Consider the following 23,492-nt stretch of genomic DNA (forward strand, 5'->3'; position numbering starts at 1 on the left):
CGCACCATGAAGATCATGCCCTGCCCCCTGAACGGACCCCGCAACATCAGCGAATTCACCTACGGCGGCGAATTCAAGCCGATGCCCGATCCGGCCACCTGCAGCGACGCCGAATGGGCCGACTACGTGTTCAACAGCGACAACCGCGCCGGCGTGGTCACCGAATGGTGGATGCACAACGCCAGCAGCTACTGGTTCCTCGCCGAGCGTCACACGGTGACCGACGAGATCGTGCGCACCTTCGACCCGAAGGAAGTCTTCACCCAGCGCGTCGACTTCGCCGCGCCCGCCAAGCCTCAGGAGATCGTCGCATGACTTCGTTCAGCCGCCTGCCCGCACCCATGGGCCTGCTGATCGACCGCGATCAGCCGCTCACCTTCAACTTCGACGGCAAGCCGTATCAGGGCCTGCAGGGCGACAGCATCGCCAGCGCCCTGATCGCCAACGGCCGCTGGCTGATGTCGCGCTCGTTCAAGTACCACCGCCCGCGCGGCCCGCTGACCATGGCCGGCCAGGACGCCAACACCCTGGTGCAGCTGCCCAGCGAGCCCAACGTGCTGGCCGACCTGCAGCCGCTGGCCGCCGGCCTGACCGTCACCGGGCAGAACTTCGCCGGCTCGCTGGACAACGACCGCGACGCCCTGCTCGGCAAGTTCTCCAGGTTCATGCCGGTCGGCTTCTACTACCGCTCCTTCTACAAGCCGATGGGCATCTGGAAGGTCTGGGAGCCGATCATTCGCAAGAAGGCCGGTCTCGGCGTGCTGGACCTGAAGTTCCAGCCCGAGTACCACGACAAGGCCTTCCTGTTCGTCGATATCGCCGTGGTCGGCGCGGGACCTGCCGGCCTCACTGCCGCGCTGAACGCCGCCAACGCCGGCGCCAAGGTGCTGCTGATCGAGCAGCAGGCGTATCTCGGCGGCGCCCTGGCCTGGGCGCGCTTCGACATCGCCGGCCAGCGCGCCGACGCGCTGCGCCGCGAGCTGGTCGACGCGGTGGAGAATCATCCGAACATCCAGATTCTCAAGGAGTCCACCTGCAACGCCTGGTTCACCGACAACTTCCTGCCGGTGATCCAGGGCAACCGTCTGTACAAGGTGCGCGCCAAGCAGTGCATCGTCGCCGCCGGCGCCTTCGACCAGCCGGTGGTGTTCCGCAACAACGACCTGCCGGGCGTGATGCTGACCAGCGCCGCGCAGCGCCTGATCAAGCTGTATGCGGTCAAGCCGGGCAAGCGCGCCGTGGTGCTGACCGGCAACGACGACGGCTACCTGGCCTCCCTCGACCTGCATGAGGCGGGCGTCGACGTCGCTGCGGTGGTCGACATGCGCGAGCTGCCGGCCGATGCCGCCCTCGTCACCGCCCTGAAGCAGGCCGGCATCCCGCTGCACAGCGGCAGCACCGTGTACGAGGCGCTGCACGCCAAGGGCATGCGCCACGTCACCGGCGTCGACGTGCGCCGCATCACCGGCAAGGGCGAAGTGGCCGGCAAGGGAATGCAGATCGACTGCGACCTGCTGTGCATGTCCGCCGGCTACATGCCGGTCTACCAGCTGCTCTGCCAGGCCGGCGGCAAGCTCGCCTACGACGACGCCCAGGCCGCCTTCACCCTCAGCGGCCTGCCGAAGAACCTCAGCGTGGCCGGCTCGGTCAACGGTCGTCACGCCATCGACAACGTGCTGCTCGACGGCGGCCTGGCCGGTGGCGCCGCCGCCGACCAGCTCGGCATGAGCGTGCCGGCCGCTGGCAAGGCCTTCGCCGCCGAGCCGCGGGTCAACTTCGACTGGCCGATCTTCCCGCACCCGGACGGCAAGGACTTCGTCGACTTCGACGAGGACCTGCAGGTGCGCGACATCGTCAACGCCACCCGCCACGGCTATCGCGACGTGCAGCTGGTCAAGCGCTTCTCCACCGTCGGCATGGGCCCCTCGCAGGGCCGCCACTCAGCGCTGCCGACCGCGCGCCTGGTCGCCCAGGCCACCAACCGCAGCGTCAGCGAGACCGGGGTGACCACCGCCCGCCCGCCGTTCGTGGCCGAGAAGCTCGCCCACGTCGCCGGCCGCGGCTTCGACCCGTACCGGCAGACCGCCATGCACCAGCGCCACGTCGAACTGGGCGCCAAGATGATGCCTGCCGGCGTCTGGCAGCGCCCGGCCTACTACGGCAAGCCCGAGGAGCGCGAGGCGTGCATGCAGGCCGAGGCCCGCCATGTGCGCGAGAAGGTCGGCATCATCGACGTCTCCACCCTCGGCGGCCTCGACGTGCGCGGCCCGGACGCCGCCGAGCTGCTCAACCGCATCTACACCTTCGCCTTCGCCAAGCAGCCGGTGGGCCGTTCGCGCTACGCGCTGATGACCAACGAGCACGGCGTGGTGATCGACGACGGCGTGTGCGCACGCTTCGCCGACCAGCACTTCTACGTCAGCGCCACCACCAGCGGCGTCGACCGCATCTACCAGCAGATGCTCAAGTGGAACGCGCAGTGGCGCCTGAACGTCGACATCACCAACGTCACCGCGGCGATGGCCGCGGTCAACCTGGCCGGGCCGCGGGCGCGCAACGTGCTGCGCAAGCTGTGCACCGACGTCGACCTCAGCGCCGAGGCCTTCCCCTACCTGGCGGTGCGCCAGGGCACGGTCGCCGGCATCCCGGCACGCCTGCTGCGGGTCGGCTTCGTCGGCGAGCTGGGCTACGAGATCCACGTGCCGGCGCGCTACGGCGAATACCTGTGGGATGCGCTGATGCAGGCCGGCGAGAAGGACGAGATCCGCCCGTTCGGCGTCGAGACCCAGCGCCTGCTGCGCCTGGAAAAGGGCCACATGATCATCAGCCAGGACACCGACGGCATGACCCACCCGGCGGAGATCGACATGGGCTGGGCCATCGCCCGCAGCAAGCCATTCTTCGTCGGCAAGCGCTCGGTGGAAATCCTCGAGGCGCAGCCGCTCAAGCGCAAGCTGGTCGGCTTCGTGCTGCCGGCGACGGCCAGAAAGCCGCTGGAAGGTCACCTGGTCCTCAACGGACCGGACATCAGCGGCAACGTGACCTCCTGCGAGTACTCGCAGACCCTCGGCCAGATCATCGGCCTGGCCTACTGCGCCGCCGGGCAGAGCACGCCGGGCAGCCAGATCCCGATCCGCGTCGAAGGCGGCGAGGTGGTCCAGGCCACGGTGGTCAAGCTGCCGTTCTTCGATCCGCAAACCCAACGTCAGGAGCTGTGATCATGGCCGCACTGCAAGCCCAGCAATTCATCGAACGCAGCCCGCTGTACCGCCAGCAGGCCGGCGCCACCTTCGGCCAACTGGGCGACAGCGTGATCGTCGCCCACTACGGCGAGCACGACGAAAGCGCGCAACTGCAACGCTGCGCGCTGATCGACCTGACCAACCTGGCGCGCGTCGGCTTTCGCGGCGCTGCGGTCGCCGAGTACCTGAGCGGACGCGGCTACCAGTTGCCGGAGGCGCCCAACCGGGCGCTGACCCAGGCAGATGGCAGCCACGTGGCGCGTCTGTCGCAGACCGAGTACCTGCTGCTCGGCAGCCTGCGCGACGCCGGTAGCCGCATCGCCGCCGAGGAGGCCAACTGGCAGTTCGGCGCAGCCGCCAACTACCTGCTGCCGCGCCAGGACAGCCATGCCTGGCTGCTGCTGACCGGAGAATGCATCGCCGAGGTGATGGCCAAGCTGTGCGGCGTCGACCTGCGCCCGGAAGCCTTCCCGGTGGGTGCGGTGGCGCAGACCTCGGCGGCGCGGATCAACGTCATCGTCGTCAACCTGCCGGAAGGCGAACTGCCGTGCTTCCACATCCTCTGCGACCGCGCCTCGGTGAGCTACTTCTGGGACGCGCTGCTGGATGCCATGGCCGAGTTCGGCGGCCAACCGGCGGGGATCGATGCGCTGCTGTGAACATGCAGGAGGCGCCCTGCCCCTGTGGGAGGAGCGCCCTCGCGGCGCTGCGGGCCGCAGGCCCGCCAGAGGATCAACCGCTTCGCCCCGAGGTCGGGGCTCCCACAAGAGCCCCGGAGCGCACCGGCTGTTCCCTGTGGGAGGCGCGCCCTCGCGGCGATGCGGGCCGCAGGCCCGCCAGAGGATCAACAGCTTCGCCCCGAGGTCGGGGCTCCCACAAGAGCGCAACCATTCCATCACCCTGGGAACCCGAACATGACCCTCGCCGAAGACCTCGATACCGGCCGCGACACCGACTACATGGTGCCCGCCCTGCAGCGCGGGCTGAGCATCCTGCAGATGTTCAACGCCCGCCAGCGCACCCTGGCCAGCAACGAGATCGCCGAGCGCCTCGGCGTCAGCGTCTCGGCGATCTACCGCATCCTGCACACCCTCGACGAGATGGGCTACCTGCGCAAGATCGCCAAGAACACCTGGGAGCTCGGCCCGCAGGTGGTGTCCGACGGCTTCAGCTACCTGGCCAGCCGCGACCTGGTCGACCTGGCCCTGCCGCACCTCAACGCCCTGCGCGACCGCACCTCGCTGTCCTGCCACCTGAGCATCCGCGAGCACACTGACAGCCTGTACCTGTACCGCGCCTTCGCCGCCCAGCGCCTGTCGGTGAACATCCCCATCGGCACGCGCCTGCCCTGCCACTGCACCGCCATGGGCCGCATCCTGCTCAGCGGCCTGACCCCGCCGGTGCTCGACGCCCTCTACCTGCACGTGCGCCTCGACGACTACCCGCCGCCGGCGCCGAAGACCCTGCCCGAACTGCAGGAACTGATCGCCGGCGACCGCGAACGCGGCTGGGTGCTGCACCGCTCCGACTACTCCACCGCCATCGCCACCGGCATCCGCAACCACCTCGGCGAGATCGTCGCGGCGATCAACCTGTCCGGCCCGGACGCGGTGATGGACAGCGCGGAGTCGCAGGCGCGCTTTCGCGAGGCGCTGCTGCTGACGGCGGCAAGGATTTCGGCGGAGCTGGGCGGCTGACAGCTCTGCTTAGCATCGCGCGAAAGCTGCCGGCCCTCGACTGGCGCAGCCGATCAGCGCCTACTGGCAGTGCAGTGCGTAGCGCATCGCGGACCGCTCGCCTTGCCAGATCCGCGATCAGCTGCTGCTATGAAAGGCAGACCGAATCATGGCCCTGAGCACAGTCGACGCCGGCGTGGCTGCGTCCCGGCCCGGCATACCTACTAAAGGAACGGACATGCATAGCAATCGTTTGCCGTCATTGCTGCTGGCCAGCGCGCTGCCCCTGGTGGCGCCGCTGGGCATGGCGGCGCCAGAGGTGACCGCCGAGCAGGCCGTGGCCGCCATCGAGGGCGTGTTCGGCGTCACTCCGGGCGAGCGGCGCAATCACACCAAGGGCACCTGCGCGACCGGCGAGTTCGTCGGCCGGCCCGCGGCTGCCGCCTATTCACGCTCGGCGCTGTTTTCCGGGGCGCCCGTGCCGGTAGTCGCACGCTTCTCGCTGGCCGGCGGCAATCCGAAGGCCCCCGACACGGCGAAATCCCCGCGCGGCATGGCCCTGGAGTTCAAGCTCGGCGACGGCCAGCTGCAGCACATGACCATGCTCAACACGCCGGTGTTCGGTGCCGCGCAGCCGCAGACCTTTGTCGACCTGATGCTGGCGATGAAGCCCGACCCCGCCACCGGCAAGCCCGATCCCGAGAAGCTCAAGGCGTTCAAGGCGAGCCACCCTGACCATCTGGCACACGCCAAATTCCTCGAAGAGAACAACCCGCCGACCAGCTACGCCAACAGCAGCTATTTCGGCATCCACACGTTCAAGTTCAGCGACAGCAACAACCGGACCACGCTGGTGCGCTGGCGCTTCGTGCCGCAGGACGGCGAGCGCCGCCTGTCCGCCGAGGAGCTCGCCAGCCTGCCGGCGGACTTCCTCGAACAGCGCCTGATCGAGCGGACCCGGCAGGGGCCGGTGCGCTGGGACATGGTGCTGAGCATCGGCGAGCCCGGCGATCCGGAGGACAACCCGACCCTGGCCTGGCCGGAGAACCGCCAGCAGGTGACCGTCGGCACCCTGACCCTCAGCGCGGCGATGCCGCAGAAGGGCGCGGCCTGCGAGCCGATCAACTTCGATCCGCTGGTGATGAGCGACGGCATCGCCGCGAGCGACGATCCGGTGCTGCACTTCCGCTCCCAGGCGTACGCGGCATCCTTCGCCCGGCGGCTGAGCGAGCGCTAGCCGTTCAGCCCTGGCGCTTTTCCGCGATCCAGATGGTGTGGCGGGTGCCCTTGTTGCCGTGGGCGTACACCTTCACCTCTTCGGCCTTGAAGCCGGCCTTGTTCAGGCGGGCGGAAAAGGAGCGGTCCGCGCTGGCCGACCACACGGCGAGGATGCCGCGCGGGCGCAACGCCTGGGCGCAGGCGTTGAGGCCGTCCAGCGAATACAGCCAGTTGTTGGCTTCCTGGGTCAGCCCCTCGGGGCCGTTGTCGACGTCCAGCATGATCGCATCGAAGCCGTGCGGCTCGGCCTGCAGCACCTTGGCGACGTCCTCGTTGACCACCTGGGCGCGCGGGTCGCGCAGCGGGTTGCCGGACTTCTCGCCCAGCGGGCCGCGGTTCCATTCGATGACGCCGGGCACCAGCTCGGCCACCACCACGGCGCCGTTGTCGCCCAGGTGCCTGAGCGCGGAGGCGAGGGTGAAGCCCATGCCCAGGCCACCGATCAGCACCCGCGGGTTGGGCCGGGCGGCGACCTTCTTGCAGGGGATTTCGGCCAGGGCGTCTTCGGAGCCGTGCATGCGCGTGTTCATCAACTGGCCGCCGTGGCCGCCCTGGATCTTGATCACGAAGTCGTCGCCGTACTCGAACAGGCACAGGGCGCCGCCGTTGTCGGGAATCACGGCGGTGTCGAGCAGGACAAAACGTTTCATGGCGCATCTCGTGAGTGGGTCGAGCTGGTCGACCGGGATCGAGCGCCGGCCTCGACAATCCTCGACCGGCAGCGGAAGCGCTCCATTCTAGTGGCCTGTGCGGCTAGTGGGTTAACTCAAGTGCGGATAGCCAGGGTTTCGCGACAAGGCGCCACCAGGCCCTCGAGCGGCGGGCCCGACAATCCATCTGCGCCGCCAGGCAATCCGCCGGGAATGGCCGGCGGATTGCGCGGTCTCGCGACCTCAGGCGCGGATCACTTGATCCCCTGGCCGAGCATCACGCCGTTGACCATCTTGCCGTAGAGGTTCACGCCGTCGTCGGCGTGGTACTTGTCGCGGGTCTTCTCGACCGAGCCGTCGATCAGCCGCGGGTCCTGCGGACGCTCGTGGCTGTTCATGAACGCCGCCACATGCCAGGCATCCTCGTCGCTGAGGCTGCCGGCCTTGCCCAGCGGCATGTTGTGCTTGATGAAGCCGGCCGCGGTGTTGATCCGGTGCATGCCGGCGCCCCAGTTGTAGGAGTCCTTGCCCCACAGCGGCGGCAGCACGTAGTCGTTGCCCGACTTCTGGCCCTGGCCGTTGTCGCCATGACAGACCGCGCACTGCGCCGCGTAGACCTGCTCGCCCCTGGCCAGGTCGTAGCCGCCCTTGGGTTCGGCCACCACGGGATACAGGCGCCCCGGCAGCGCCTTGCCGGTGGGCGCGCCGCTGGCCATCCAGTAGGAATAGGCCGTCAGCGCATTGATCACGTGGCTGTCCACCGCCGGGGCCTTGCCGTTCATGCTGAACTGGAAGCAGCCCTGGATACGCTCGGCGTAGCTGTTGACCCGGTTGTTCTTCTTCCGATAGGCCGGATACATGGGGTAGGCGCCCCACAACGGCGCGGAGTTGGCCTTGCGGCCCTGATCGAGGTGGCAGTTGGTGCAGTTCATCCCGTTGCCGACGTATTCCGCCGCCTGGTTGCGGGTATCGACGAAGATCGCCCGACCTTCCTGCACCAGCTGGCCAAAGACATCGGCCGGCAGGTCCTGTTCCTGCGGCGGCTGGAACCAGGCCTCTGCGGCGGGCTTTGCCGGGCTGGGCTGCACCTGCGACTGATCCTCCATCGCGATCTTGGCCGCCTGGGCTGGCGCCACGATGGCCAGGGCGAGGAGTGCTGGCATAAAGGTTTTCATTGCGCGGCTCCCTGGGGGTTGAGGCTGGCAAAGTAGGACGACACGGCGGTGACCTCGGCATCGGTCAGCGAGCGGGCGACCTGGCCCATCAGATCGCTGGGATCGTTCTTGCGGGCCCCCTGGCGCCAGGCATTGAGCTGGGCGCTCAGGTACTGGGCGGACTGACCGGCCAGCGGCGGGAAGGTGTCGCCGACCCCTACGCCACCCGGGCCATGGCAGGACACGCACTCGGGGATGTCGCGCTCCCAGGCGCCGCGCAGGGCGAGCACGGCGCCGCTGCCCTCGGCCTTCTCGGCCCGACCGGTGCGCGGATAGGCGGGAGCCGGCATGGCGGCGAGGGTCCGGGTCACGGCGTCGATCTCGTCGTCGCTCAGCGCCACGGCAATCGGCTGCATGATCGGATTGACCCGCGCGCCCGAGCGGAAGTCGCCCATCTGCTTGGCCAGGTAGCCGGCCGACAAACCTGCCAGGCGCGGAAATCCCGCCGCCGCCATGCCCATGCCATCGGCTCCGTGGCAACCGGCACAGGCCATTGCCGCGGGATTGGCACCGCCTTGAGTGAAGAGCTTGTGTCCATCATCGGCAGCCTGTGCCTGGGCCGCCAGCAGCAGCGTACACAGGCCTGCCAGGGGCAAGCGGGAGAAAGTCATAGGGAGCCTCGTCACGATTGTTGCTATCGAAAGGCGACCCGGCCTCTCCGGCATTGACTGCTCGACTGAGCTTGCCGGCCGTGCGGCGGGATGTCGCAGGCCCAAAATAGCACAGCCGCCCGAGACATAGAAAACCAAGGAATATGTATATAACCAAAAATTCTATTCGATCCATCGCGCCCTGCTGAGGCGGGCAGCCACGGGGAACACACCCCGCGACTGCCGCGACGCCTGCGCCCGTCTCAGCGATCGCTGCGCAGCGGGCCGTACTCCACCGGCACCCAGGCATAGCCCTCGCCTTCGGTGCGCACATGGCCGATGCCGGGGAACGGCAGGTGCGCACCGGCTACCCACAGCTTGTCGAGCGCTGCGTCGGCGAGCACCCGCTGGCGGGTGGCGATGGCCTGGGCGCTGTCGACGTCGAATTCGATGGCCACTTCCGGGCGGGCGAACTGCACCGCATGGCTGTGCACGATGTCGCCCCACACCAGCAGGCGGCTGTCGCCCGAAGCGAACAGGTAGCCGCTGTGCCCCGGGGTGTGGCCGCGGCTGGCCACGCTGGTCACCCCGGCGATGCCCGGGCCCTGCTCGCCATAGCGCTTGAGCTTGTCCGCCGCCACATAGGGCGCAACCGCGGCCTGGGCCATCTTGAACATGCCCTGGCTGGGCTCCGCCGCCGTGGCCATCACCTCCGTGCTCAGCCAGTAGTCCGCCTCGGCCTGCGGCACGTGCACGCTGGCGTTGGGGAAGGCCATCTGGCCGTCGGCGGTCAGCAGGCCGCAGGCGTGATCCGGGTGCAGGTGGGTGAGCAGCACGCTGTCGATCTGTTCCGGCTGGTAGCCGGCCGCCTGGATGTTGGCCTGGATCACCCCGAGGGTCGGCCCGAAGCACTGCGCCGCGCCGGCATCCACCAGCACCAGCTGGCTGCCGGTGTTGATCAGGTAGGCGTTGACCGCGGTCTGCACGCCCCTGCTCGACTCGACGAACATCTTCGCCAGCAACCTCTGGATGTCCTCGGCGCTGGCGCCCTTGAGTATCTTGGGATCGAGGTCCACGTAGCCGTCGTACAGCGCGGTCACCTCGAACTCGCCCAGCGCCATGCGGTAGAAGCCCGGCACCTGGGTCTGCTGCTTGGCCACCGGCGCGGCGCTGGCCGTCAGCGGCAGGCCGGCGGTCATGACGGAACCGGCGAGCGCCGCGGCGAGCAGGGCATGGCGGGCGATGTGGCGGGGTAGAAGCATGGTGCAGATCTCCATTTCAGAAGCTGGGGCACAGCCGCCCCGGATTGGCGCACTCACTGCGCCGCACGAACCCCGCCCGTTATGCGAAATCCTCGCCGGCTTGTCCAGTGCATCAGGGCGATTGCGCAGGCCCCGCGTCAGCCCGCCGCCCGGCGCAGCAGTTCGCGGGCCGCCGGGCTGCCCGGCTTGGCGTCGACGCGCTCGGCGGCGAGGCCGCGGGCCAGCGCCTTCTGGCCGTCGCGCAGGGCCGCCTCGAGCAGGGTCAGGTCGATGAGGTCGCGCTGCGCGTGGCTGCCGCCGAAGCGGTGGGCGATGCCGCGCAGCGGGCGCAGCAGCTCCACGGTGCGCGCTGCATCACCCTCGACCAGGGCGAGGATCGCCTTGCACAGCGGCGCGCCGACATCGCGGGTGAACATGGCGTTGTCGCCACCGCCCTGCAGCGCCCGCGCCTGGGCGGCCAGCACGGCCTGGATCGCCTCGCCGCGCTGGGCGCAGGCAAAGGCCATCATCGCGTGGGCATCGTTGAAGGCGTAGTGGCCGGTGGCGGCGAACGGCAGCCAGCGCTCCGCCACCCCTTGCCAGCGCTCGCCGACATCGACGCCGCGCAGGTACAGGCGCCAGAGCAGCGCCGAGGCATCCACCAGGTCGAGCGCCAGCGGCGACTCGGTGCCGACGATGGCGCTGTCGAACAGTTCGAGTACCGCGTCGAGCTCGCCCAGGTCCAGATGGAACAGCGTGAGGTGCCACCAGTTGTGGATGGCGAAGAAGTTGTCCTCGGCCCACTGCGCCTGGCGGTCGCGCATCCAGGCGATGCCCTCGTGCTGGCGACCCTGCATTTCCAGCACATGGGTCACCGCGTGGTGCGCCCAGGCATCGCGCGGCTCCAGCAGCAGGGCGGCATGGCCACTGGCGGCCGCGCGGGCATAGACGCCGGTTTCCTCCAGACCGAAGGCATGCATGCCGAGCAGGGCATGGAAGCCCGGCATCGCCGGCGACCAGGCGGGAAAGGCCCGCGCGATGCGGTCGCGCAGCATGCGCGCATCGCCGACGTAGAAGTCGAGCACGTGGCCGGCCAGCAGGCCGAGGCCGTCGCGCGGATAGGCCAGGGTCAGATCCTCCAGCACCCGTCGCGCCGCATGCCAGTGCCCGTCGACCAGCTGGGCGATGGCGGCCAGGTGCGCCTGCTCGCGGTCGTTGGCATGCCATTGCCGCGCCAGTTCGAGGTCGGCGCGCGCGACCGGCCAGCCGCTCGGCTCGGTGCCGAGCAGATGCAGCCAGGCATGCAGCACCCTGGCCATGATGAAGTCGGGACGCTCGGCACAGGCCACCTCGATGGTCGCCAGCGGATCGCCGCAGTAGCACTGGAACTGGTGCAGTGCCTGTTCGTAGTGCTGCACGCCGCTCGGCTGCGCACCGCTGAGCGGATTGCCGAGAGTGTCTCTGCTGGTGTTCATCGTTGCCTCCTCGTCGCCGCCAGTCGCTCGCCGGTCTTTGGCCGCCGCGCCCCGTCCGCCGCCTTGCGCCGGCTGAAAACGGCGCGCCCTACCCCTCCCCGCGGCGCAGGTTCAGCTCCACCATCAGGTCGTCGGCCAGGGCCTCCAGGTGCTCCCGCAGCAGGGGCAGGGGCACGCCGGGCGGCACGCCGAGCAGTGCCTCGGCGCGGAACAGCGGCTCGCCGCTCATCGGCGCCGACAGCACCTCGGTGGTCAGACTCTCGACGTTGATGCCGTGCTCGCTGAGCAGGCGGGTGATGTCGCGCACGATACCGGGGCGGTCGTTGCCCACCAGTTCGAGGTAGATCGGCTGCCATGCGCCGCCCGGCTCCGGCCCGCTGGGCGCCAGCAGCACGCGGATGCCCTCGGCGGCCAGCGCCTGCAGGGCCTGCTCCAGCGCCTGATGGCGCTCGGCGGGCACCGCGACGCGGAGGATGCCGGCGAACTGCCCGGCCATCCGCGCCATGCGGCTTTCCAGCCAGTTGCCACCCTGCTCGGCGACGCACCTGGCCAGCTTCTCCACCAGTCCCGGTTGATCGGGAGCGATGACCGTCAATACCAGATGATCCATGCCGAGCCTCTCTGCAGACGCGTGGGAGAATCACTCGGCCACCCGGACGGGGAGCGCGAGCCAGTAGGTGCGGAAGAGCCGAGCAGCCCGCTGGGGTGCAGGCTCGGCGCGGAAAACCGGCGGCGCGGGTCATCCGGATCGACCGGGGTGGCCAGGCAAGGGGCCTGGGCAACTCCCGCCAGCAATGGTTGCAGCAGTATAGGCATTGGTGGCCGGCTCGCTAATGCCGGGGGCCGAGCCGAGCGGACACCCTGCCTTGCGGTCATGCCGGGCCTATAGTGGCTGAAGGCCAAACCCGCGCGGAAAGCCCCCATGCAAATCATCCTCGCCCGTCATGGCAAGCCGGACCTGCACCTCGACTCCTGGTTCACGCCGATGGCGATGCAGGACTGGCTGCGCCATTACGACCAGGCCGGCATCGTGGCGGACGCGGTGCCGGCGGCGACGCGGGCGCTGGCATCCGCCGCCGGTCTGCTGGCCAGCAGCACCCTGCCGCGCTGCGTGCAGTCGGCGCAGCGGCTGGCGCAGGGTCGGGCCGTGCTCAGCGAGGAGCTGTTCTGCGAGGCCGAACTGCCCTGGCCGCACTGGCTGTATTCGAAGCTGCCACCGCTGCTCTGGGAGGCGATGTTCCGCCTGGCCTGGTTCCACGGCCTGACCACCCACGCCAGGCCGCGGCCGCACACCGCGCAGCGCGCCCGCCTGGCGGCGCAGCGACTGATCCAGCTGGCCCGCGAGCACGACTCGGTGTTTCTGGTCGGCCACGGCCTGCTGATCCTGCTGATCGCCCGCGAGCTGCTCGCCCTCGGCTGGCACGGACCGCGGCGCCCGGCCAGCGGCTACTGGCAATGCAACACCTACCAGGCGCCGGATTGAGCGCTGCCGCCCTGGCCCGCTTCCTGCAGCAGTTGTTTATCCCTCAGCCACCTGGACTCCCAACCGATGTACATCCGTCCCGCCCTGCCCGCCGACATCCCGGCGCTCTGTGCCTTGCTCGACCAGCTGTTCGCCCAGGAAGCCGAGTTCACCCCGGAGCGCGCCGCCCAGCAGCGCGGCCTGGCGGCGATCATCGACGATCCGGCGGTCGGCGCGATTCTGCTCGCGGTCGAGGGCGAGCGGATCGTCGCCATGGTCAACCTGCTCTACACCATCTCCACCGCGCTCGGCGCACGGGTGGCGCTGCTCGAGGACATGGTGGTGGATGCCGGCGCGCGCGGCGCCGGCCTGGGCTCGGCACTGCTGGAATACGCCATCGGCCATGCGCGCGACAGCGGCTGCCGGCGCATCACCCTGCTCACCGACGGCGACAACGCCGCGGCGCAGCGTTTCTACCAACGCCACGGCTTCGGCCCCTCGCCGATGATTCCGCTGCGCCGGGCACTGTAGTCGTCGACTACGCTGCACAGGCGGGCGTGGGCAGGTAACCACGCCCTTCAACAGGCGGAGGAGACGAGCGATGCCCATCAAGACCTGGCTGCTGCTGGCTGGCGTGGCGCTGGCCGGCCAGGGCTGCGCGCCGTGGTCCGGCACCCCGCAGGAGCGCCAGATCCTCACGGTGCCCCTCGCGGCGACCATCCACAATGCCGGCAAGATCGCCCAGGCCACCCTGGTGGCCGAGGGCGAGCGCACCGGCATCAGCTTCATCATCGGCGGCGTACCGGACGGCACCAGCCGGCCGGTGCATCTCTACACCTTCATCTACCCCGGCCGCTGCGACCGCCTCGGCCCCGCGCCGGCCTGGGAGATGAACCAGATCGTGCTCGCCGACCGCCTCGGCCGCGCCCAGGCCGGCTGGCGACTGTCGAAGAGGGTGGAGGTGCCGCTGGAACAGCTGCGCAACGGCGGCTACAGCCTGCTGGTGCGCAACAGCCCCGCCGATGGCAACTGGGATCTGTTCTGCGGGGAGATCGAATAGCCCGGCAGCAACCGCTCACCGGCTCCCCGCCAGCAGCGGCCCGAGCAGCGCGCACATGTTGCGCCAGTGCGAGCCTTCCCAGTAGATGCGCTGGCAGCCGTCGCAGACCAGAAAGCGCGAATAGAGCCAGGCGGCGCGCGGTGGCACGCGGGCGCGGGCCTGCTCGACGTCGAGTTCGTGCAGCGGCAGATTGCAGTGCACGCACAGGCTGAACGGCCGCGCGCTGCGCGCCAGGTCGAGGCGCTCGAAAAGCTCGCGCAGCTGCAGCGCCGGCTTGAGCGCATGCACGTAGCAGCCGTGGCTGACGATGCGCCGCTTGAGCAGTTCACGGTCGCGGGTCAGCACGATGCGCTGCTGCGCGGCGGCCAGCGCGGCGATCTGGCCGTCCTCGAAGTCGTTGTCGTAGAGGGTGTCGAAGCCGCTCATGCGCAGCAGGCGGGCCAGGCCGCCGAGGTGGGCGTCGGCGACGAAGCGCAGCACGCGCAGGGGCTGGGTGCGCACCTTGAGCAGCGGGGTGATGTCCAGCGCCTCGAAGCGCGGATAGACCGCCACCCGGTCGCCGGCCTCGATCAAGCGGCCGAAGTCCACCGACTGGTCGTTGACCAGCACCAGCTCGACCTCGGTGTGCGGCACGCCGAGCGCCTCGATCATGTGCTTGACCGTCGCCGCCCGCGCGCACTCGCAGGCGAACGCCTGCCCACGCCGTTCGGCCGGCAGGAAGTCGTTGAGCTCCGCGTAGAAGCGAAAAGTGGCGCTGACCATGCAATGACCTTAGTCCATCGCCGCGCGATCCGACCACCGCACCGCGGTCTGCCGGCCCAGCACCTAGACTGGAGGACGGATACCCTTGCGTTGCGCCCCGGAGGTCGCATGCCCGCCAGTGAGCCCAGCGAACTCCTCGAACTCGAGCGCCTGGTCGACAAGCTCGGCAACCTGCTGCAGGTGCGCGTGCTGTGCCGGGTGGACGTCGGCGCGCGCAGCCTGCCGGTGTACGCGATCAGCCTCGGCAATCCCGCGCCCAGCGCGCCTGCGGCTGGCTACTTCGGTGGGGTGCACGGGCTGGAGCGGATCGGCGCGACCGTGGTGCTGTCCTTCCTGCGCAGCGTGGCGGCGCGCCTGCGCTGGGACAGCCTGCTGCAGCAGCAGCTCGAGCGCATGCGTCTGGTGTTCATGCCGGTGGTCAACCCCGGCGGGCTGTGGCGCGGCACCCGCGCCAATCCGCAGGGCGTCGACCTGATGCGCAACGCCCCGGTGGACGCCGAGCAGCGCGTCGCCTTCCTGGTCGGCGGCCAGCGCCTGAGTGCGCGCCTGCCCTGGTACCGCGGACCGCGCAGCGCGCCGATGCAGGCGGAGAGCCAGGCGCTGTGCACCGTGGTCGAGGAGGAACTGCTCAGCCACCGCTTCAGCATCGCGGTCGACTGCCACTCCGGCTTCGGCCTCAGCGACCGCATCTGGTTTCCCTACGCGAGCACCCGCACGCCGATTCCCCATCTGGCCGAAATGCATGCGCTGAGCGAGATCCTCGACCAGACCCATAGCCACCACCCCTACGTGTTCGAGCCGCAGAGCTGCCAGTACCTGACCCACGGCGACCTCTGGGACCATCTCTACCAGCGCGCCTGCAGCGACCCGGCGCGGGTGCTGCTGCCGCTGACCCTGGAGATGGGCTCCTGGCTGTGGGTGAAGAAGAACCCGCGCCAGCTGCTGTCGCTGCAGGGCCTGTTCAACCCGCTGCTCGGCCACCGCGAGGCGCGCGTGCTGCGCCGCCAGGTGGAATGGCTGGACTTCGTCGGCCGCGCCGCCTGCGGCCACCAGGGCTGGTGCCCGAGCGGCGAGGCCCGCGAGCAGCACCGCCAGCAGGCCCTGCGCCGCTGGTATCCGTGGCATTAGGCATGGCCACCTGGATCCTGCTGCGTGGCCTGACCCGCGAGAGCGGCCACTGGGGCGAGTTCCCCGTCCAACTGGCGACGCAGCTGGCGACTGCGCGCATCCTCACCCTCGACCTGCCCGGCAACGGCGTCCGGCACCGCGAGGCCAGCCCGCTGCAGGTGGCCGGCATGGTCAGTGCCTGCCGCACCCAGCTGGCGGCACTGGGGATCGACGGCCCGGTGCACCTGCTGGCCATGTCGCTGGGGGCGATGGTGGCGCTGGCCTGGGCGAGCGCCCATCCGCGCGAGGTGGCCGGCTGCGTGCTGATCAACAGCAGCTTTGCCGGCATCAGCCCGTTCTACCGGCGGCTGCGCCCGTCCAGCTACCCGACCCTGCTCGGCGTGCTGGCCCGCGGAGAGGCCCGCGCCCGCGAGGCGGCGATCCTGCGCCTGACCAGCCGGCGTGCCGACCCTGCGGTGCTCGAGCAGTGGGTGACGCTGCGCCGCCGCCATCCGGTAACCCCCCTCAACGCCCTGCGTCAGCTGGCGGCGGCGGCGCGCTTTCGCCTGCCGCCGCAGCGCCCGGCCGTGCCCCTGCTGGTGCTCAGCGGCCGCCAGGACGCCCTGGTCGATCCGCGCTGCTCCGCCGAGCTGGCCGCACGCTGGCAGCTGCCGCACGTCGAGCACCCCGGCGCCGGCCACGACCTGCCGCTGGACGACGGCCCCTGGCTGGCCGCGCGGATCGGCGAATGGCTGGCCGGGCTCCCAGACAGTCTTCCCGAGCAACCAAACGCGCCCGGATGAGCGCCGGGAGTCGCCGGAGCGGGAGCGCGGTCGGGGTAACGACGCCGAAAAAACGCCCCACAAATGACAAACAATTGCATCAGCTCAATAAACCCCCGCTTTCCACCGGTAAAATCAGCCGCGAACACTGAGAAATGGCCGTGGATCATAAAGTCTGCCGACCGTCGTCAAATTCAAGGCGTCAACTTGACTTGCATGTGATCCGCATCAGACTTGTCCGTGTAGTTCAGCGGAAGACCGACGCTTGAGTGAGTTCTGCTATCGGTCAGTAGTGGGGAGGTTTACATGAGTGACGCAAGTGCAATTCCCCTCCCGGTCAAGCACCCGACCAACGACATCGCCCGCGCCCGCCGCGTCCGCGATGAAAGCGAAATCGAACAGGCTCTTGCCGCGCGCATGGCGCTCCATGAGCACTGGTGCTCGGAACAGAAGGCAATGATTCCCCAGGCACAGGAAGCCCTGGTCAGACTGCTGAAGGCGGCCCTGCACGGCACGGGCGACGGGCAAAGCGAGATCTGCCGGGACTTCCTGCTCGGCCTGCGCAACGGACAGGAGCATCTGTTCAATCTGTCCAGGCTGCGGCGCCTGGAGATCGAGCAATGGCAGGACTGCATGGCGGTGCTGCAGCTGCACCAGTACTCCCTGTCGCCGCTGCACCTGGCCATCCAGGACGGCGAGCGGATCTGGCAGCAGCTCAAGCTCACCAGTCTGCCCCGCGCGCGGCACGCCGACAGCTGACGGTGACCCTGGAGAGCGGCCAGATCCTTTACCCGCTCCGACGTTACACCTCCAGGCGGGGCCGCCGGCTGCACAGCCGTGCGCCTGCGGCTCCTGCTGTGGCAAAGTTGCGCACTGTCGCACCTTCACCCACCTTGCGAGGTCGCCCCGCCGGCATGGACATCAAGCAGTTGCGCTTTCTCGTCGCCCTCGACGAAACCCGCCACTTCGGCCAGGCGGCGGCGCGCTGTCACGTCACCCAGCCGACCCTGTCGATGCGCCTGCGCAGCCTGGAGGAAGAGCTGGGCCTGGAGCTGGTGCGCCGTGGCCAGCGCTTCGAGGGTTTCAGCGCCGAGGGCGAGCGCATCCTCGCCTGGGCGCGCAGCCTGCTCGCCGCGCAGGACGGCCTGTACGCCGAGGCGGCAGCCTGTCGCGGCCAGCTGGTCGGCACCCTGCGCCTGGGCGTGGTGCCGCTGGCCGGTTTCGATCCGCTGCGCCTGGTGCAGCTGTTTGCCCGCGAGCATCCGGAGCTGCGCTTCCAGCTGTTCGCCCTCAGCAGCGAGCAGATCCTCGAGCGCCTCGGGCGCAACCAGCTGGACCTGGGGATTTCCTACCTCGAGCGTCTCGACCGCGAGCACTTCGCCAGCCTGGAGCTGGCCGAGACGCGCATGGGCCTGCTGCACGACCGCCGGCATTTCCATTTCGAGCAGGCGTCGCTGCGCTGGGAGGCGCTGGCCAGCCTGCCGCTCGGCCTGCTGTCCAGCGGCATGCACTTTCGCCAGTCCATCGATCACGCCCTGCGCAGTCGCGGCCTCAGCCCGCAGCCGCGGCTGGAAACCGACGCCGTGCACCAGCTGCTGCAGGCGGTCAGCGCCGGCCTGTGCTGCGCGATCATGCCGCTCAACGGCGGCCTCGACGAGCTGACCGAACACCTGAGCCTGACGCCCATCGAGGACGCCCACACCCTCGCCCCGCTGGGGCTGATCCTGCGCCGCAGCGCGCCGCGCTCGGCGCTGGCCGAGGCCTGCTTCGCCGAGGCGCGCACGCTGCTGGCGCAGCCCACCGCGTAGCTTGGCTGCGCCCTACGGCAGCCCACCGACCCTACAGCCCGCCGACGGAGCCGTCCTGCGGGTAGGCGATGGTGTAGTCGACACCGAACTTGGCGCTCTCACCGGCGGCCAGGGTCTTCTCCCAGGCCACCACGCCGCGGCGCTGCTGCCAGGCCTGGATCGTCGGCGCGGGGTCGAAGGCGGCGCGCACGCTGATCTCCTCCGAACCGCTGACCGGCGACGACTCGAGCAGCAGCACGTCCACCGGGCTCTTGTGGGTGTTGGTGAGGGTGAATACCTCGGCGACGCGCTGCTCGCGGCGCTTGTCGAATACCCCGGTGGTGCCCGCCTGGCCCTCGACCTGATCGACCGCCACGCGCAGCTGCTCGTCGCGACCGAAGGAAAACACGAAGCGCTCGGCACTGGCCGGGTTCCAGTACGCGGAGCCGACGTAGCTGCCATCGCGGAACAGCTGGGTATCGCCGGGCAGCCAGACGCCCTCCGGGCGTTCGGCCTCGGCGGTCACCACCGCGGCCTTTTCGAGACGCGGCGCGATGCGCAGATGGTGTTTGGCCGGCAACGTCTGCCGGGCCAGGCTGACCGACACCTCGCGGCCATCGGCCGGCAGGCTGACCGGCGTCGGCACCACGAACTCGCTGGCGAAGGCGCCATGGTTGACGAAGGTCGGCGGCTGGTAGTCCGCCTCGTCGCTGGAGGCGATCGAGGCCGGTGCGGGGGCGCCGGCCAGGGGACCGAGCGAGCGGGCCTTGGACTCCATCGCCGCCATCTGCGCCGGCAGCGGCGGCTGCCAGGTCAGCACCCAGGGCTGCGGCTCGGGGCCGGCGGGCGACAGCCGCGGCTGGGTGGTCGACAGCGTCAGCTTGACGTTGTGCCAGTCTTCGCCGGTCCTTTGCGCGACGCTGGCCAGGCGTTCCAGATCCAGCTGGGCGGCCTGGGTATCCAGCGCCGCCCGGTAGGCGGGCTTCCAGCCGGCATTGGCCACCTGGTAGCTGAGCTTCAGCTCGCCGGCCCGCGCCGCACTGAGCATCACGGTGACGCTGCGCGAATCGCGGATGCCGCTGCGCAACTGGCCCAGATCGCGCTGCAGCACGTCGATCCGTTTGGCGATCTCGCGCTTCTGCACCGTCAGGCCCTGAATCCTGGCCAGGGCGGCGCTCGCCCCCTGGCCGATGGCGTCGAGCATGCCGGTCAAGGTTTTGGCATCCGTGGGCAGGCTCTGCCCCTCTGCCGGCACGCTGGCCTCGCTGCTGAAGCGCTCGAGATAGCGCTTGACCAGCTCGGCCGCGGCGATCTCGGCATCCAGCGCGGCCTGCTGGTCCTGCAGGGCGAGGATTTTGGCATCCAGCTCCGCCTCGGCGGGGTTGAGCGCGGCGGCGCCGGCGGCGTCCTGGGTGACGATCTGTCCCACGCGCACATGGGGACCGGCTTCGGCGCGCAGGGTCTGCACGTCGAAGCGTGCCGGCAGTCCGGAGAACACCACCTGGGTCATGCCCGGCGCCACCTGGGCGCTACGCACCACCGTGGCGCTGCCGGGATGCAGCACCACGGCGGCGATCGGCGTCGCGACCTCGGCCAGCACGCCGGTACTCAGGGTGGCGGGGAACAACAGGACGATGGTCGCTTTCAGGCGCATAAGGGGCTCCTCCCCTGGGTGGTCGACAAGGACCGGAGGAGCGGCGCGGGCGGCCGTCCCTGTCCCGGCTGCTCGAGGCTATGCCAGGCGGACCGGCCTGTCCATGCGCCAGGTCGCGGCCGCCGCGCGCAACTGACGCTGCCCACAAGGCCGCACAGGAATCGAGCCGATAAACCCGCTCGATCAAGGCATCGGCCACAGCAATTGGACGCCCTGCCTGCGCCCGACCTAGGCTGACGGGGTCTAATCGTCGCCGAGGGCTCCGCCCATGCCGTGCTCCGCCAGCACCCACCCTGCCCCGTCCGCCACGGCCGTGTTGCCGGCGAACGGCTATGCCTACGCCGAGCTGGCGCAACCCGAGCGGGTGGCCGCCGCCGCACTGGCCGAGGAGTGTGCGCTGGCGATCAGCTACAACGGCCTCAGCCAGGCGGTAATGATGGTCACCCCGCAGGACCTGCACGACTTCGTGCTCGGTTTCAGCCTGAGCAGCGGCCTGATCGACAGCCTCGATGAACTCTACGACCTGCACATCGATGGCGAGGGCGCCGCGCGCCACGCCGAGGTGCAGATATCCAGCCGCGCCTTCTGGGCGCTCAAGCGCCAGCGCCGCCAGCTGGCCGGCAGCAGCGGCTGCGGGCTGTGCGGCGTGGAAGCACTGGAACAGGCGCTGCCGTCGCTCGCCCCCCTGCCGGGCGGTGCGCTGCCGCCAGCCGAGCATCTGCTCGATCTGCGCGAGCGCATCGCTGCGGCGCAGACCCTCGCCCGCCACAGCGGCGCGGTGCACGCCGCGCTGTTCGTCGATGCCGGCGGCGCCATCGCCCTGTGCCGCGAGGACATCGGTCGCCACAACGCGCTGGACAAGCTGATCGGCGCGTTGCCCGGCGCGGCCATCGCGCCCGCCGCCTGCTTCGTCGTGGTCACCAGCCGCTGCAGCCTGGAACTGATCCACAAGGCGGTGCGCGCGCGCATCGCCACCCTGGTCTGCCTGTCGGCGCCCACCGCGCTGACCGTGCAGTGGGCGCGCGCGCACCGCCTCAACCTGATCCACCTGCCCCACCACAGCGCGCCGCGGGTCTACAGCCCGGCGCCCACCCACGCCTGACGCAAGGAACCGCCATGGCCGACCGCTTCCATCCCGATGCCCGCTTCCAGCCCTACGCCGGCCCGGCCGGCGGCTGGGGCGCCCTGCGCAGCGTGACCCGCGCCTGGCTGGGCAGCGACAACGCCCTGAAGAACATCCGCACCCTGCTCAAGACCAACCAGAACGGCGGCTTCGACTGCCCCGGCTGCGCCTGGGGCGAGGCGCCGGGCAACCATGTCGTCAATTTCTGCGAGAACGGCGCCAAGGCGGTGAACTGGGAAGCCACCCGGCGCGGCGTCGGCGCCGAGTTCTTCGCCCGCTACCGCGTCGCCCAGTTGCGCGAGCAGAGCGACTACTGGCTCGAATACCAGGGCCGGCTGACCGAACCGCTGCGCTACGACGCCGCCAGCGACCACTACGTGCCGATCAGCTGGGAGGCGGCCTTCAAATTGATCGCCGGCGAACTGCAGGCCATGGAGCACCCCGACCAGGTCGAGCTGTACACCTCCGGGCGCGCCAGCAACGAGGCGGCCTTCCTCTACCAGCTGTTCGGCCGCGCGCTGGGCAGCAACAACTTCCCCGACTGCTCGAACCTGTGTCACGAGGCCAGCGGCGTCGGTCTCGGCCAGAGTCTCGGCGTGGGCAAGGGCACCGTCACCTACGCCGACTTCGCGCACGCCGACGCCATCTTCGTCATGGGCCAGAACCCCGGCACCAACCACCCGCGCATGCTCGAACCGCTGCGCGAGGCGGTCGGCCGCGGCGCCCAGGTGGTGTGTTTCAACCCGCTCAAGGAGCGCGGCCTGGAGCGCTTCCAGCATCCGCAGAAGGCGCTGGAGATGCTCGCCAACGGCGCCGCGCCGACCCACAGCGCCTACTTCCGGCCCCGGCTCGGCGGCGACATGGCGGCGCTGCGCGGCATGGCCAAGTTCCTCCTGCAGTGGGAGCGCGAGGCCGTCGAGCAAGGCCAGCCGCCAGTGTTCGACCACGCCTTCATCGCCGAGCATTGCCAAGGGATCGACGGCTACCTGGCCGCGGTGGACGCCACGCCCTGGGCGCAGATCGAGGCGCAGTCGGGCCTGCCGCTGGTCGAGATCGAGCAGGCCGCGCGCATCTACCGCCAGGCCGGGCGGGTGATCGTCTGCTGGGCGATGGGCATCACCCAGCACCGCCATTCGGTGGCGACCATCCAGGAAATCGCCAACCTGCTGTTGCTGCGCGGCAACGTCGGCAAGCCCGGCGCCGGCGCCTGCCCGGTGCGCGGCCACAGCAACGTGCAGGGCGACCGCAGCATGGGCATCAACGAGCAGCCGCCGGCGGCGCTGCTGGAGGCGCTGGAAAAGCGCTTCGCCTTTGCCGTGCCGCGCCAGCCGGGGCACAACGCGCTGGCGGCGATCAACGCCATGCTCGCCGGCCAGGTGAAGGTGTTCATCGGCCTGGGCGGCAACTTCGCCCAGGCCACCCCGGATACCCCGCGCACCCACCGGGCGCTTCGCAGCTGTGCATTGACCGTGCAGATCAGCACCAAGCTCAACCGCAGCCATCTCACCACCGGCCGGCAGGCGCTGATCCTGCCCTGCCTGGGGCGCACCGACATCGACCGCCAGGTCGGCGGCCCGCAGGCGGTGACGGTGGAGGACTCGTTCAGCATGGTGCATGCGTCCTGGGGCCAGCTCGAACCGCTGTCGCGGCAGATGCGCTCCGAACCAGCGATCGTCGCCGGCATCGCCGCCGCCACCCTGGGCAAACGGCCGGTGGACTGGCTGTGGCTGGTCGAGGACTACGCGCGCATCCGCCAGCTGATCGGCGAGACCATCCCCGGCTTCAGCGACTTCGAGCAGCGTCTGGCCCAGCCCGGCGGCTTCTATCTCGGCAACGCCGCAGCGCGCCGGCAGTGGCAAACCGCCAGCGGCCGCGCCGAATTCAAGGACCACGCGCTGCCGGACGACCTGCTGCCGCAGCAGGTACGCAGCCAGCAGGACAAGCCGGACCTGATCCTGCAGACCCTGCGCTCCCACGACCAGTACAACACCACCCTGTACGGCCTGGACGACCGCTATCGCGGAGTGAAAGGGATGCGCGAGGTGGTGTTCGTCAATCCGGCGGACATCGAGCGCCTGGGCCTGGAATCAGGGCAACAGGTGGATCTGGTCTCCGTGTGGGACGACGGCATCGAGCGGCGGGTGAGTGGCTTCACGGTGCTGGCCTACGACACGCCGCCCGGCCAGGCCGCGGCCTACTACCCGGAAACCAACCCGCTGGTGCCGCTGGACAGCTTCGGCGCAGGCAGCCACACGCCGACCTCGAAGTTCGTCGCCATCCGCGTGCTGCCGGCGCGGGCGTCGGGATTGATCGTGCAGGCGGGCTGAGCATGGCGCGGCCTGGTTGGTGGGTTACGGGCCGGAGGCCTAACCCACCCTACCTACGGGGT

At 69.9% G+C, this 23,492-nt stretch carries 22 protein-coding genes; 14 read left to right on the top strand and 8 right to left on the bottom strand.

The features are described 5' to 3' along the window. Positions 1 to 6 precede the first annotated feature (6 nt). The 5 genes from BM297_RS00160 (at position 7) to BM297_RS00180 (ending at position 6,155) form a co-directional block, all read left to right on the top strand. A complete protein-coding gene (locus BM297_RS00160) occupies positions 7 to 315 on the top strand; it encodes a sarcosine oxidase subunit delta (protein WP_092426985.1) in 309 nt (102 codons plus the stop codon). Next, on the top strand, positions 312 to 3,218 hold the full coding sequence (locus BM297_RS00165; RefSeq protein WP_092426988.1) for a 2Fe-2S iron-sulfur cluster-binding protein: 2,907 nt from the start codon (positions 312 to 314) through the stop codon (positions 3,216 to 3,218). The genes BM297_RS00160 and BM297_RS00165 overlap by 4 nt, the downstream gene beginning before the upstream one ends. Positions 3,219 to 3,220: 2 nt before the next feature. Beyond that, positions 3,221 to 3,901, top strand: a complete 681-nt coding sequence (locus BM297_RS00170; RefSeq protein ID WP_092426993.1) for a sarcosine oxidase subunit gamma — start codon at positions 3,221 to 3,223, stop codon at positions 3,899 to 3,901. Between the two features lie 255 nt (positions 3,902 to 4,156). Next, positions 4,157 to 4,939, top strand: coding sequence for an IclR family transcriptional regulator (locus BM297_RS00175; protein ID WP_092426996.1), 783 nt, complete (start codon positions 4,157 to 4,159; stop codon positions 4,937 to 4,939). A 217-nt stretch (positions 4,940 to 5,156) separates the two neighbouring features. After that, positions 5,157 to 6,155 (top strand): catalase family peroxidase, encoded by a 999-nt coding sequence (locus tag BM297_RS00180; RefSeq protein ID WP_092426999.1) that lies wholly within the window; start codon positions 5,157 to 5,159, stop codon positions 6,153 to 6,155. 4 nt (positions 6,156 to 6,159) lie between these two features. Here BM297_RS00180 and BM297_RS00185 read toward each other — a convergent pair whose 3' ends face one another. The 6 genes from BM297_RS00185 to BM297_RS00210 form a co-directional block, all read right to left on the bottom strand. Continuing rightward, positions 6,160 to 6,846 (bottom strand): spermidine synthase, encoded by a 687-nt coding sequence (locus BM297_RS00185; RefSeq protein WP_092427002.1) that lies wholly within the window; start codon positions 6,844 to 6,846, stop codon positions 6,160 to 6,162. A gap of 254 nt (positions 6,847 to 7,100) precedes the next feature. Next, positions 7,101 to 8,021 carry a c-type cytochrome gene (locus BM297_RS00190; protein WP_092427005.1) on the bottom strand — a complete coding sequence of 307 codons (921 nt, stop codon included), beginning with the start codon at positions 8,019 to 8,021 and terminating at the stop codon, positions 7,101 to 7,103. Then, positions 8,018 to 8,671 carry a c-type cytochrome gene (locus BM297_RS00195; RefSeq protein WP_092427008.1) on the bottom strand — a complete coding sequence of 218 codons (654 nt, stop codon included), beginning with the start codon at positions 8,669 to 8,671 and terminating at the stop codon, positions 8,018 to 8,020. The genes BM297_RS00190 and BM297_RS00195 overlap by 4 nt, the downstream gene beginning before the upstream one ends. 242 nt (positions 8,672 to 8,913) lie before the next feature. Further along, entirely contained in the window at positions 8,914 to 9,912 is a 999-nt protein-coding gene (locus tag BM297_RS00200; protein WP_092427011.1) for an MBL fold metallo-hydrolase, read from the bottom strand. Positions 9,913 to 10,049: 137 nt separating this feature from the next. After that, positions 10,050 to 11,366: a tetratricopeptide repeat protein gene (locus BM297_RS00205; protein WP_092427014.1), complete on the bottom strand. Its 1,317-nt coding sequence runs from the start codon at positions 11,364 to 11,366 to the stop codon at positions 10,050 to 10,052. Positions 11,367 to 11,454: 88 nt separating this feature from the next. Then, positions 11,455 to 11,976: a glycine cleavage system transcriptional repressor gene (locus tag BM297_RS00210; protein WP_092427017.1), complete on the bottom strand. Its 522-nt coding sequence runs from the start codon at positions 11,974 to 11,976 to the stop codon at positions 11,455 to 11,457. Positions 11,977 to 12,288: 312 nt separating this feature from the next. Here BM297_RS00210 and BM297_RS00215 point away from each other — a divergent pair, with 312 nt between their 5' ends. From BM297_RS00215 to BM297_RS00225, 3 genes are all read left to right on the top strand, one after another. Further along, entirely contained in the window at positions 12,289 to 12,849 is a 561-nt protein-coding gene (locus tag BM297_RS00215) for a histidine phosphatase family protein (protein ID WP_092427020.1), read from the top strand. A 66-nt stretch (positions 12,850 to 12,915) separates the two neighbouring features. Then, entirely contained in the window at positions 12,916 to 13,359 is a 444-nt protein-coding gene (locus BM297_RS00220) for a GNAT family N-acetyltransferase (protein ID WP_092427023.1), read from the top strand. A gap of 70 nt (positions 13,360 to 13,429) precedes the next feature. Further along, the gene (locus BM297_RS00225) at positions 13,430 to 13,888 is read left to right on the top strand and encodes a hypothetical protein (protein WP_092427026.1); all 459 of its coding nucleotides are present in this window, start codon (positions 13,430 to 13,432) and stop codon (positions 13,886 to 13,888) included. 15 nt (positions 13,889 to 13,903) lie between these two features. On the opposite strand, the gene BM297_RS00230 is transcribed toward BM297_RS00225, so the two are convergent. Beyond that, entirely contained in the window at positions 13,904 to 14,650 is a 747-nt protein-coding gene (locus BM297_RS00230) for a Mut7-C RNAse domain-containing protein (RefSeq protein WP_092427029.1), read from the bottom strand. A gap of 108 nt (positions 14,651 to 14,758) precedes the next feature. On the opposite strand from BM297_RS00230, the gene BM297_RS00235 reads away from it, so the two are divergent. From BM297_RS00235 to BM297_RS00250, 4 genes are all read left to right on the top strand, one after another. Next, on the top strand, positions 14,759 to 15,778 hold the full coding sequence (locus BM297_RS00235; RefSeq protein WP_092427032.1) for a M14 family zinc carboxypeptidase: 1,020 nt from the start codon (positions 14,759 to 14,761) through the stop codon (positions 15,776 to 15,778). Between the two features lie 2 nt (positions 15,779 to 15,780). Beyond that, the gene (locus BM297_RS00240; RefSeq protein WP_092427035.1) at positions 15,781 to 16,560 is read left to right on the top strand and encodes an alpha/beta fold hydrolase; all 780 of its coding nucleotides are present in this window, start codon (positions 15,781 to 15,783) and stop codon (positions 16,558 to 16,560) included. Positions 16,561 to 16,845: 285 nt separating this feature from the next. After that, on the top strand, positions 16,846 to 17,298 hold the full coding sequence (locus BM297_RS00245; protein ID WP_092427038.1) for a DUF7673 family protein: 453 nt from the start codon (positions 16,846 to 16,848) through the stop codon (positions 17,296 to 17,298). 155 nt (positions 17,299 to 17,453) lie between these two features. Continuing rightward, positions 17,454 to 18,347: a LysR substrate-binding domain-containing protein gene (locus BM297_RS00250; RefSeq protein WP_092427041.1), complete on the top strand. Its 894-nt coding sequence runs from the start codon at positions 17,454 to 17,456 to the stop codon at positions 18,345 to 18,347. A gap of 31 nt (positions 18,348 to 18,378) precedes the next feature. Here the strand turns inward: BM297_RS00250 and BM297_RS00255 are convergent, their stop codons facing one another. Further along, positions 18,379 to 19,980, bottom strand: a complete 1,602-nt coding sequence (locus tag BM297_RS00255) for a DUF4139 domain-containing protein (protein WP_092427044.1) — start codon at positions 19,978 to 19,980, stop codon at positions 18,379 to 18,381. 268 nt (positions 19,981 to 20,248) lie between these two features. Here BM297_RS00255 and fdhD point away from each other — a divergent pair, with 268 nt between their 5' ends. After that, positions 20,249 to 21,082, top strand: coding sequence for a formate dehydrogenase accessory sulfurtransferase FdhD (fdhD, locus tag BM297_RS00260; RefSeq protein ID WP_092427048.1), 834 nt, complete (start codon positions 20,249 to 20,251; stop codon positions 21,080 to 21,082). 14 nt (positions 21,083 to 21,096) lie between these two features. Continuing rightward, positions 21,097 to 23,430 carry an FdhF/YdeP family oxidoreductase gene (locus BM297_RS00265; protein WP_092427051.1) on the top strand — a complete coding sequence of 778 codons (2,334 nt, stop codon included), beginning with the start codon at positions 21,097 to 21,099 and terminating at the stop codon, positions 23,428 to 23,430. Positions 23,431 to 23,492 lie beyond the last annotated feature (62 nt).

The organism is Geopseudomonas sagittaria (assembly GCF_900115715.1).
In the GTDB taxonomy this organism is placed as follows: Bacteria; Pseudomonadota; Gammaproteobacteria; order Pseudomonadales; family Pseudomonadaceae; genus Geopseudomonas; species Geopseudomonas sagittaria.

Bases quoted from the DNA above. Each gene is read 5' to 3' on its own strand.
- BM297_RS00255 (WP_092427044.1), bottom strand. From the start codon at position 19,980: ATGCGCCTGAAAGCGACCATCGTCCTGTTGTTCCCCGCCACCCTGAGT.
- BM297_RS00250 (WP_092427041.1), top strand. From the start codon at position 17,454: ATGGACATCAAGCAGTTGCGCTTTCTCGTCGCCCTCGACGAAACCCGC.
- BM297_RS00170 (WP_092426993.1), top strand. From the start codon at position 3,221: ATGGCCGCACTGCAAGCCCAGCAATTCATCGAACGCAGCCCGCTGTAC.
- BM297_RS00245 (WP_092427038.1), top strand. From the start codon at position 16,846: ATGAGTGACGCAAGTGCAATTCCCCTCCCGGTCAAGCACCCGACCAAC.
- BM297_RS00220 (WP_092427023.1), top strand. From the start codon at position 12,916: ATGTACATCCGTCCCGCCCTGCCCGCCGACATCCCGGCGCTCTGTGCC.
- BM297_RS00165 (WP_092426988.1), top strand. From the start codon at position 312: ATGACTTCGTTCAGCCGCCTGCCCGCACCCATGGGCCTGCTGATCGAC.
- BM297_RS00175 (WP_092426996.1), top strand. From the start codon at position 4,157: ATGACCCTCGCCGAAGACCTCGATACCGGCCGCGACACCGACTACATG.
- BM297_RS00215 (WP_092427020.1), top strand. From the start codon at position 12,289: ATGCAAATCATCCTCGCCCGTCATGGCAAGCCGGACCTGCACCTCGAC.
- BM297_RS00190 (WP_092427005.1), bottom strand. From the start codon at position 8,021: ATGAAAACCTTTATGCCAGCACTCCTCGCCCTGGCCATCGTGGCGCCA.
- BM297_RS00205 (WP_092427014.1), bottom strand. From the start codon at position 11,366: ATGAACACCAGCAGAGACACTCTCGGCAATCCGCTCAGCGGTGCGCAG.
- BM297_RS00210 (WP_092427017.1), bottom strand. From the start codon at position 11,976: ATGGATCATCTGGTATTGACGGTCATCGCTCCCGATCAACCGGGACTG.
- BM297_RS00200 (WP_092427011.1), bottom strand. From the start codon at position 9,912: ATGCTTCTACCCCGCCACATCGCCCGCCATGCCCTGCTCGCCGCGGCG.
- BM297_RS00230 (WP_092427029.1), bottom strand. From the start codon at position 14,650: ATGGTCAGCGCCACTTTTCGCTTCTACGCGGAGCTCAACGACTTCCTG.
- BM297_RS00225 (WP_092427026.1), top strand. From the start codon at position 13,430: ATGCCCATCAAGACCTGGCTGCTGCTGGCTGGCGTGGCGCTGGCCGGC.
- BM297_RS00185 (WP_092427002.1), bottom strand. From the start codon at position 6,846: ATGAAACGTTTTGTCCTGCTCGACACCGCCGTGATTCCCGACAACGGC.
- BM297_RS00235 (WP_092427032.1), top strand. From the start codon at position 14,759: ATGCCCGCCAGTGAGCCCAGCGAACTCCTCGAACTCGAGCGCCTGGTC.
- BM297_RS00265 (WP_092427051.1), top strand. From the start codon at position 21,097: ATGGCCGACCGCTTCCATCCCGATGCCCGCTTCCAGCCCTACGCCGGC.
- BM297_RS00180 (WP_092426999.1), top strand. From the start codon at position 5,157: ATGCATAGCAATCGTTTGCCGTCATTGCTGCTGGCCAGCGCGCTGCCC.
- BM297_RS00240 (WP_092427035.1), top strand. From the start codon at position 15,781: ATGGCCACCTGGATCCTGCTGCGTGGCCTGACCCGCGAGAGCGGCCAC.
- BM297_RS00195 (WP_092427008.1), bottom strand. From the start codon at position 8,671: ATGACTTTCTCCCGCTTGCCCCTGGCAGGCCTGTGTACGCTGCTGCTG.
- BM297_RS00160 (WP_092426985.1), top strand. From the start codon at position 7: ATGAAGATCATGCCCTGCCCCCTGAACGGACCCCGCAACATCAGCGAA.
- fdhD (WP_092427048.1), top strand. From the start codon at position 20,249: ATGCCGTGCTCCGCCAGCACCCACCCTGCCCCGTCCGCCACGGCCGTG.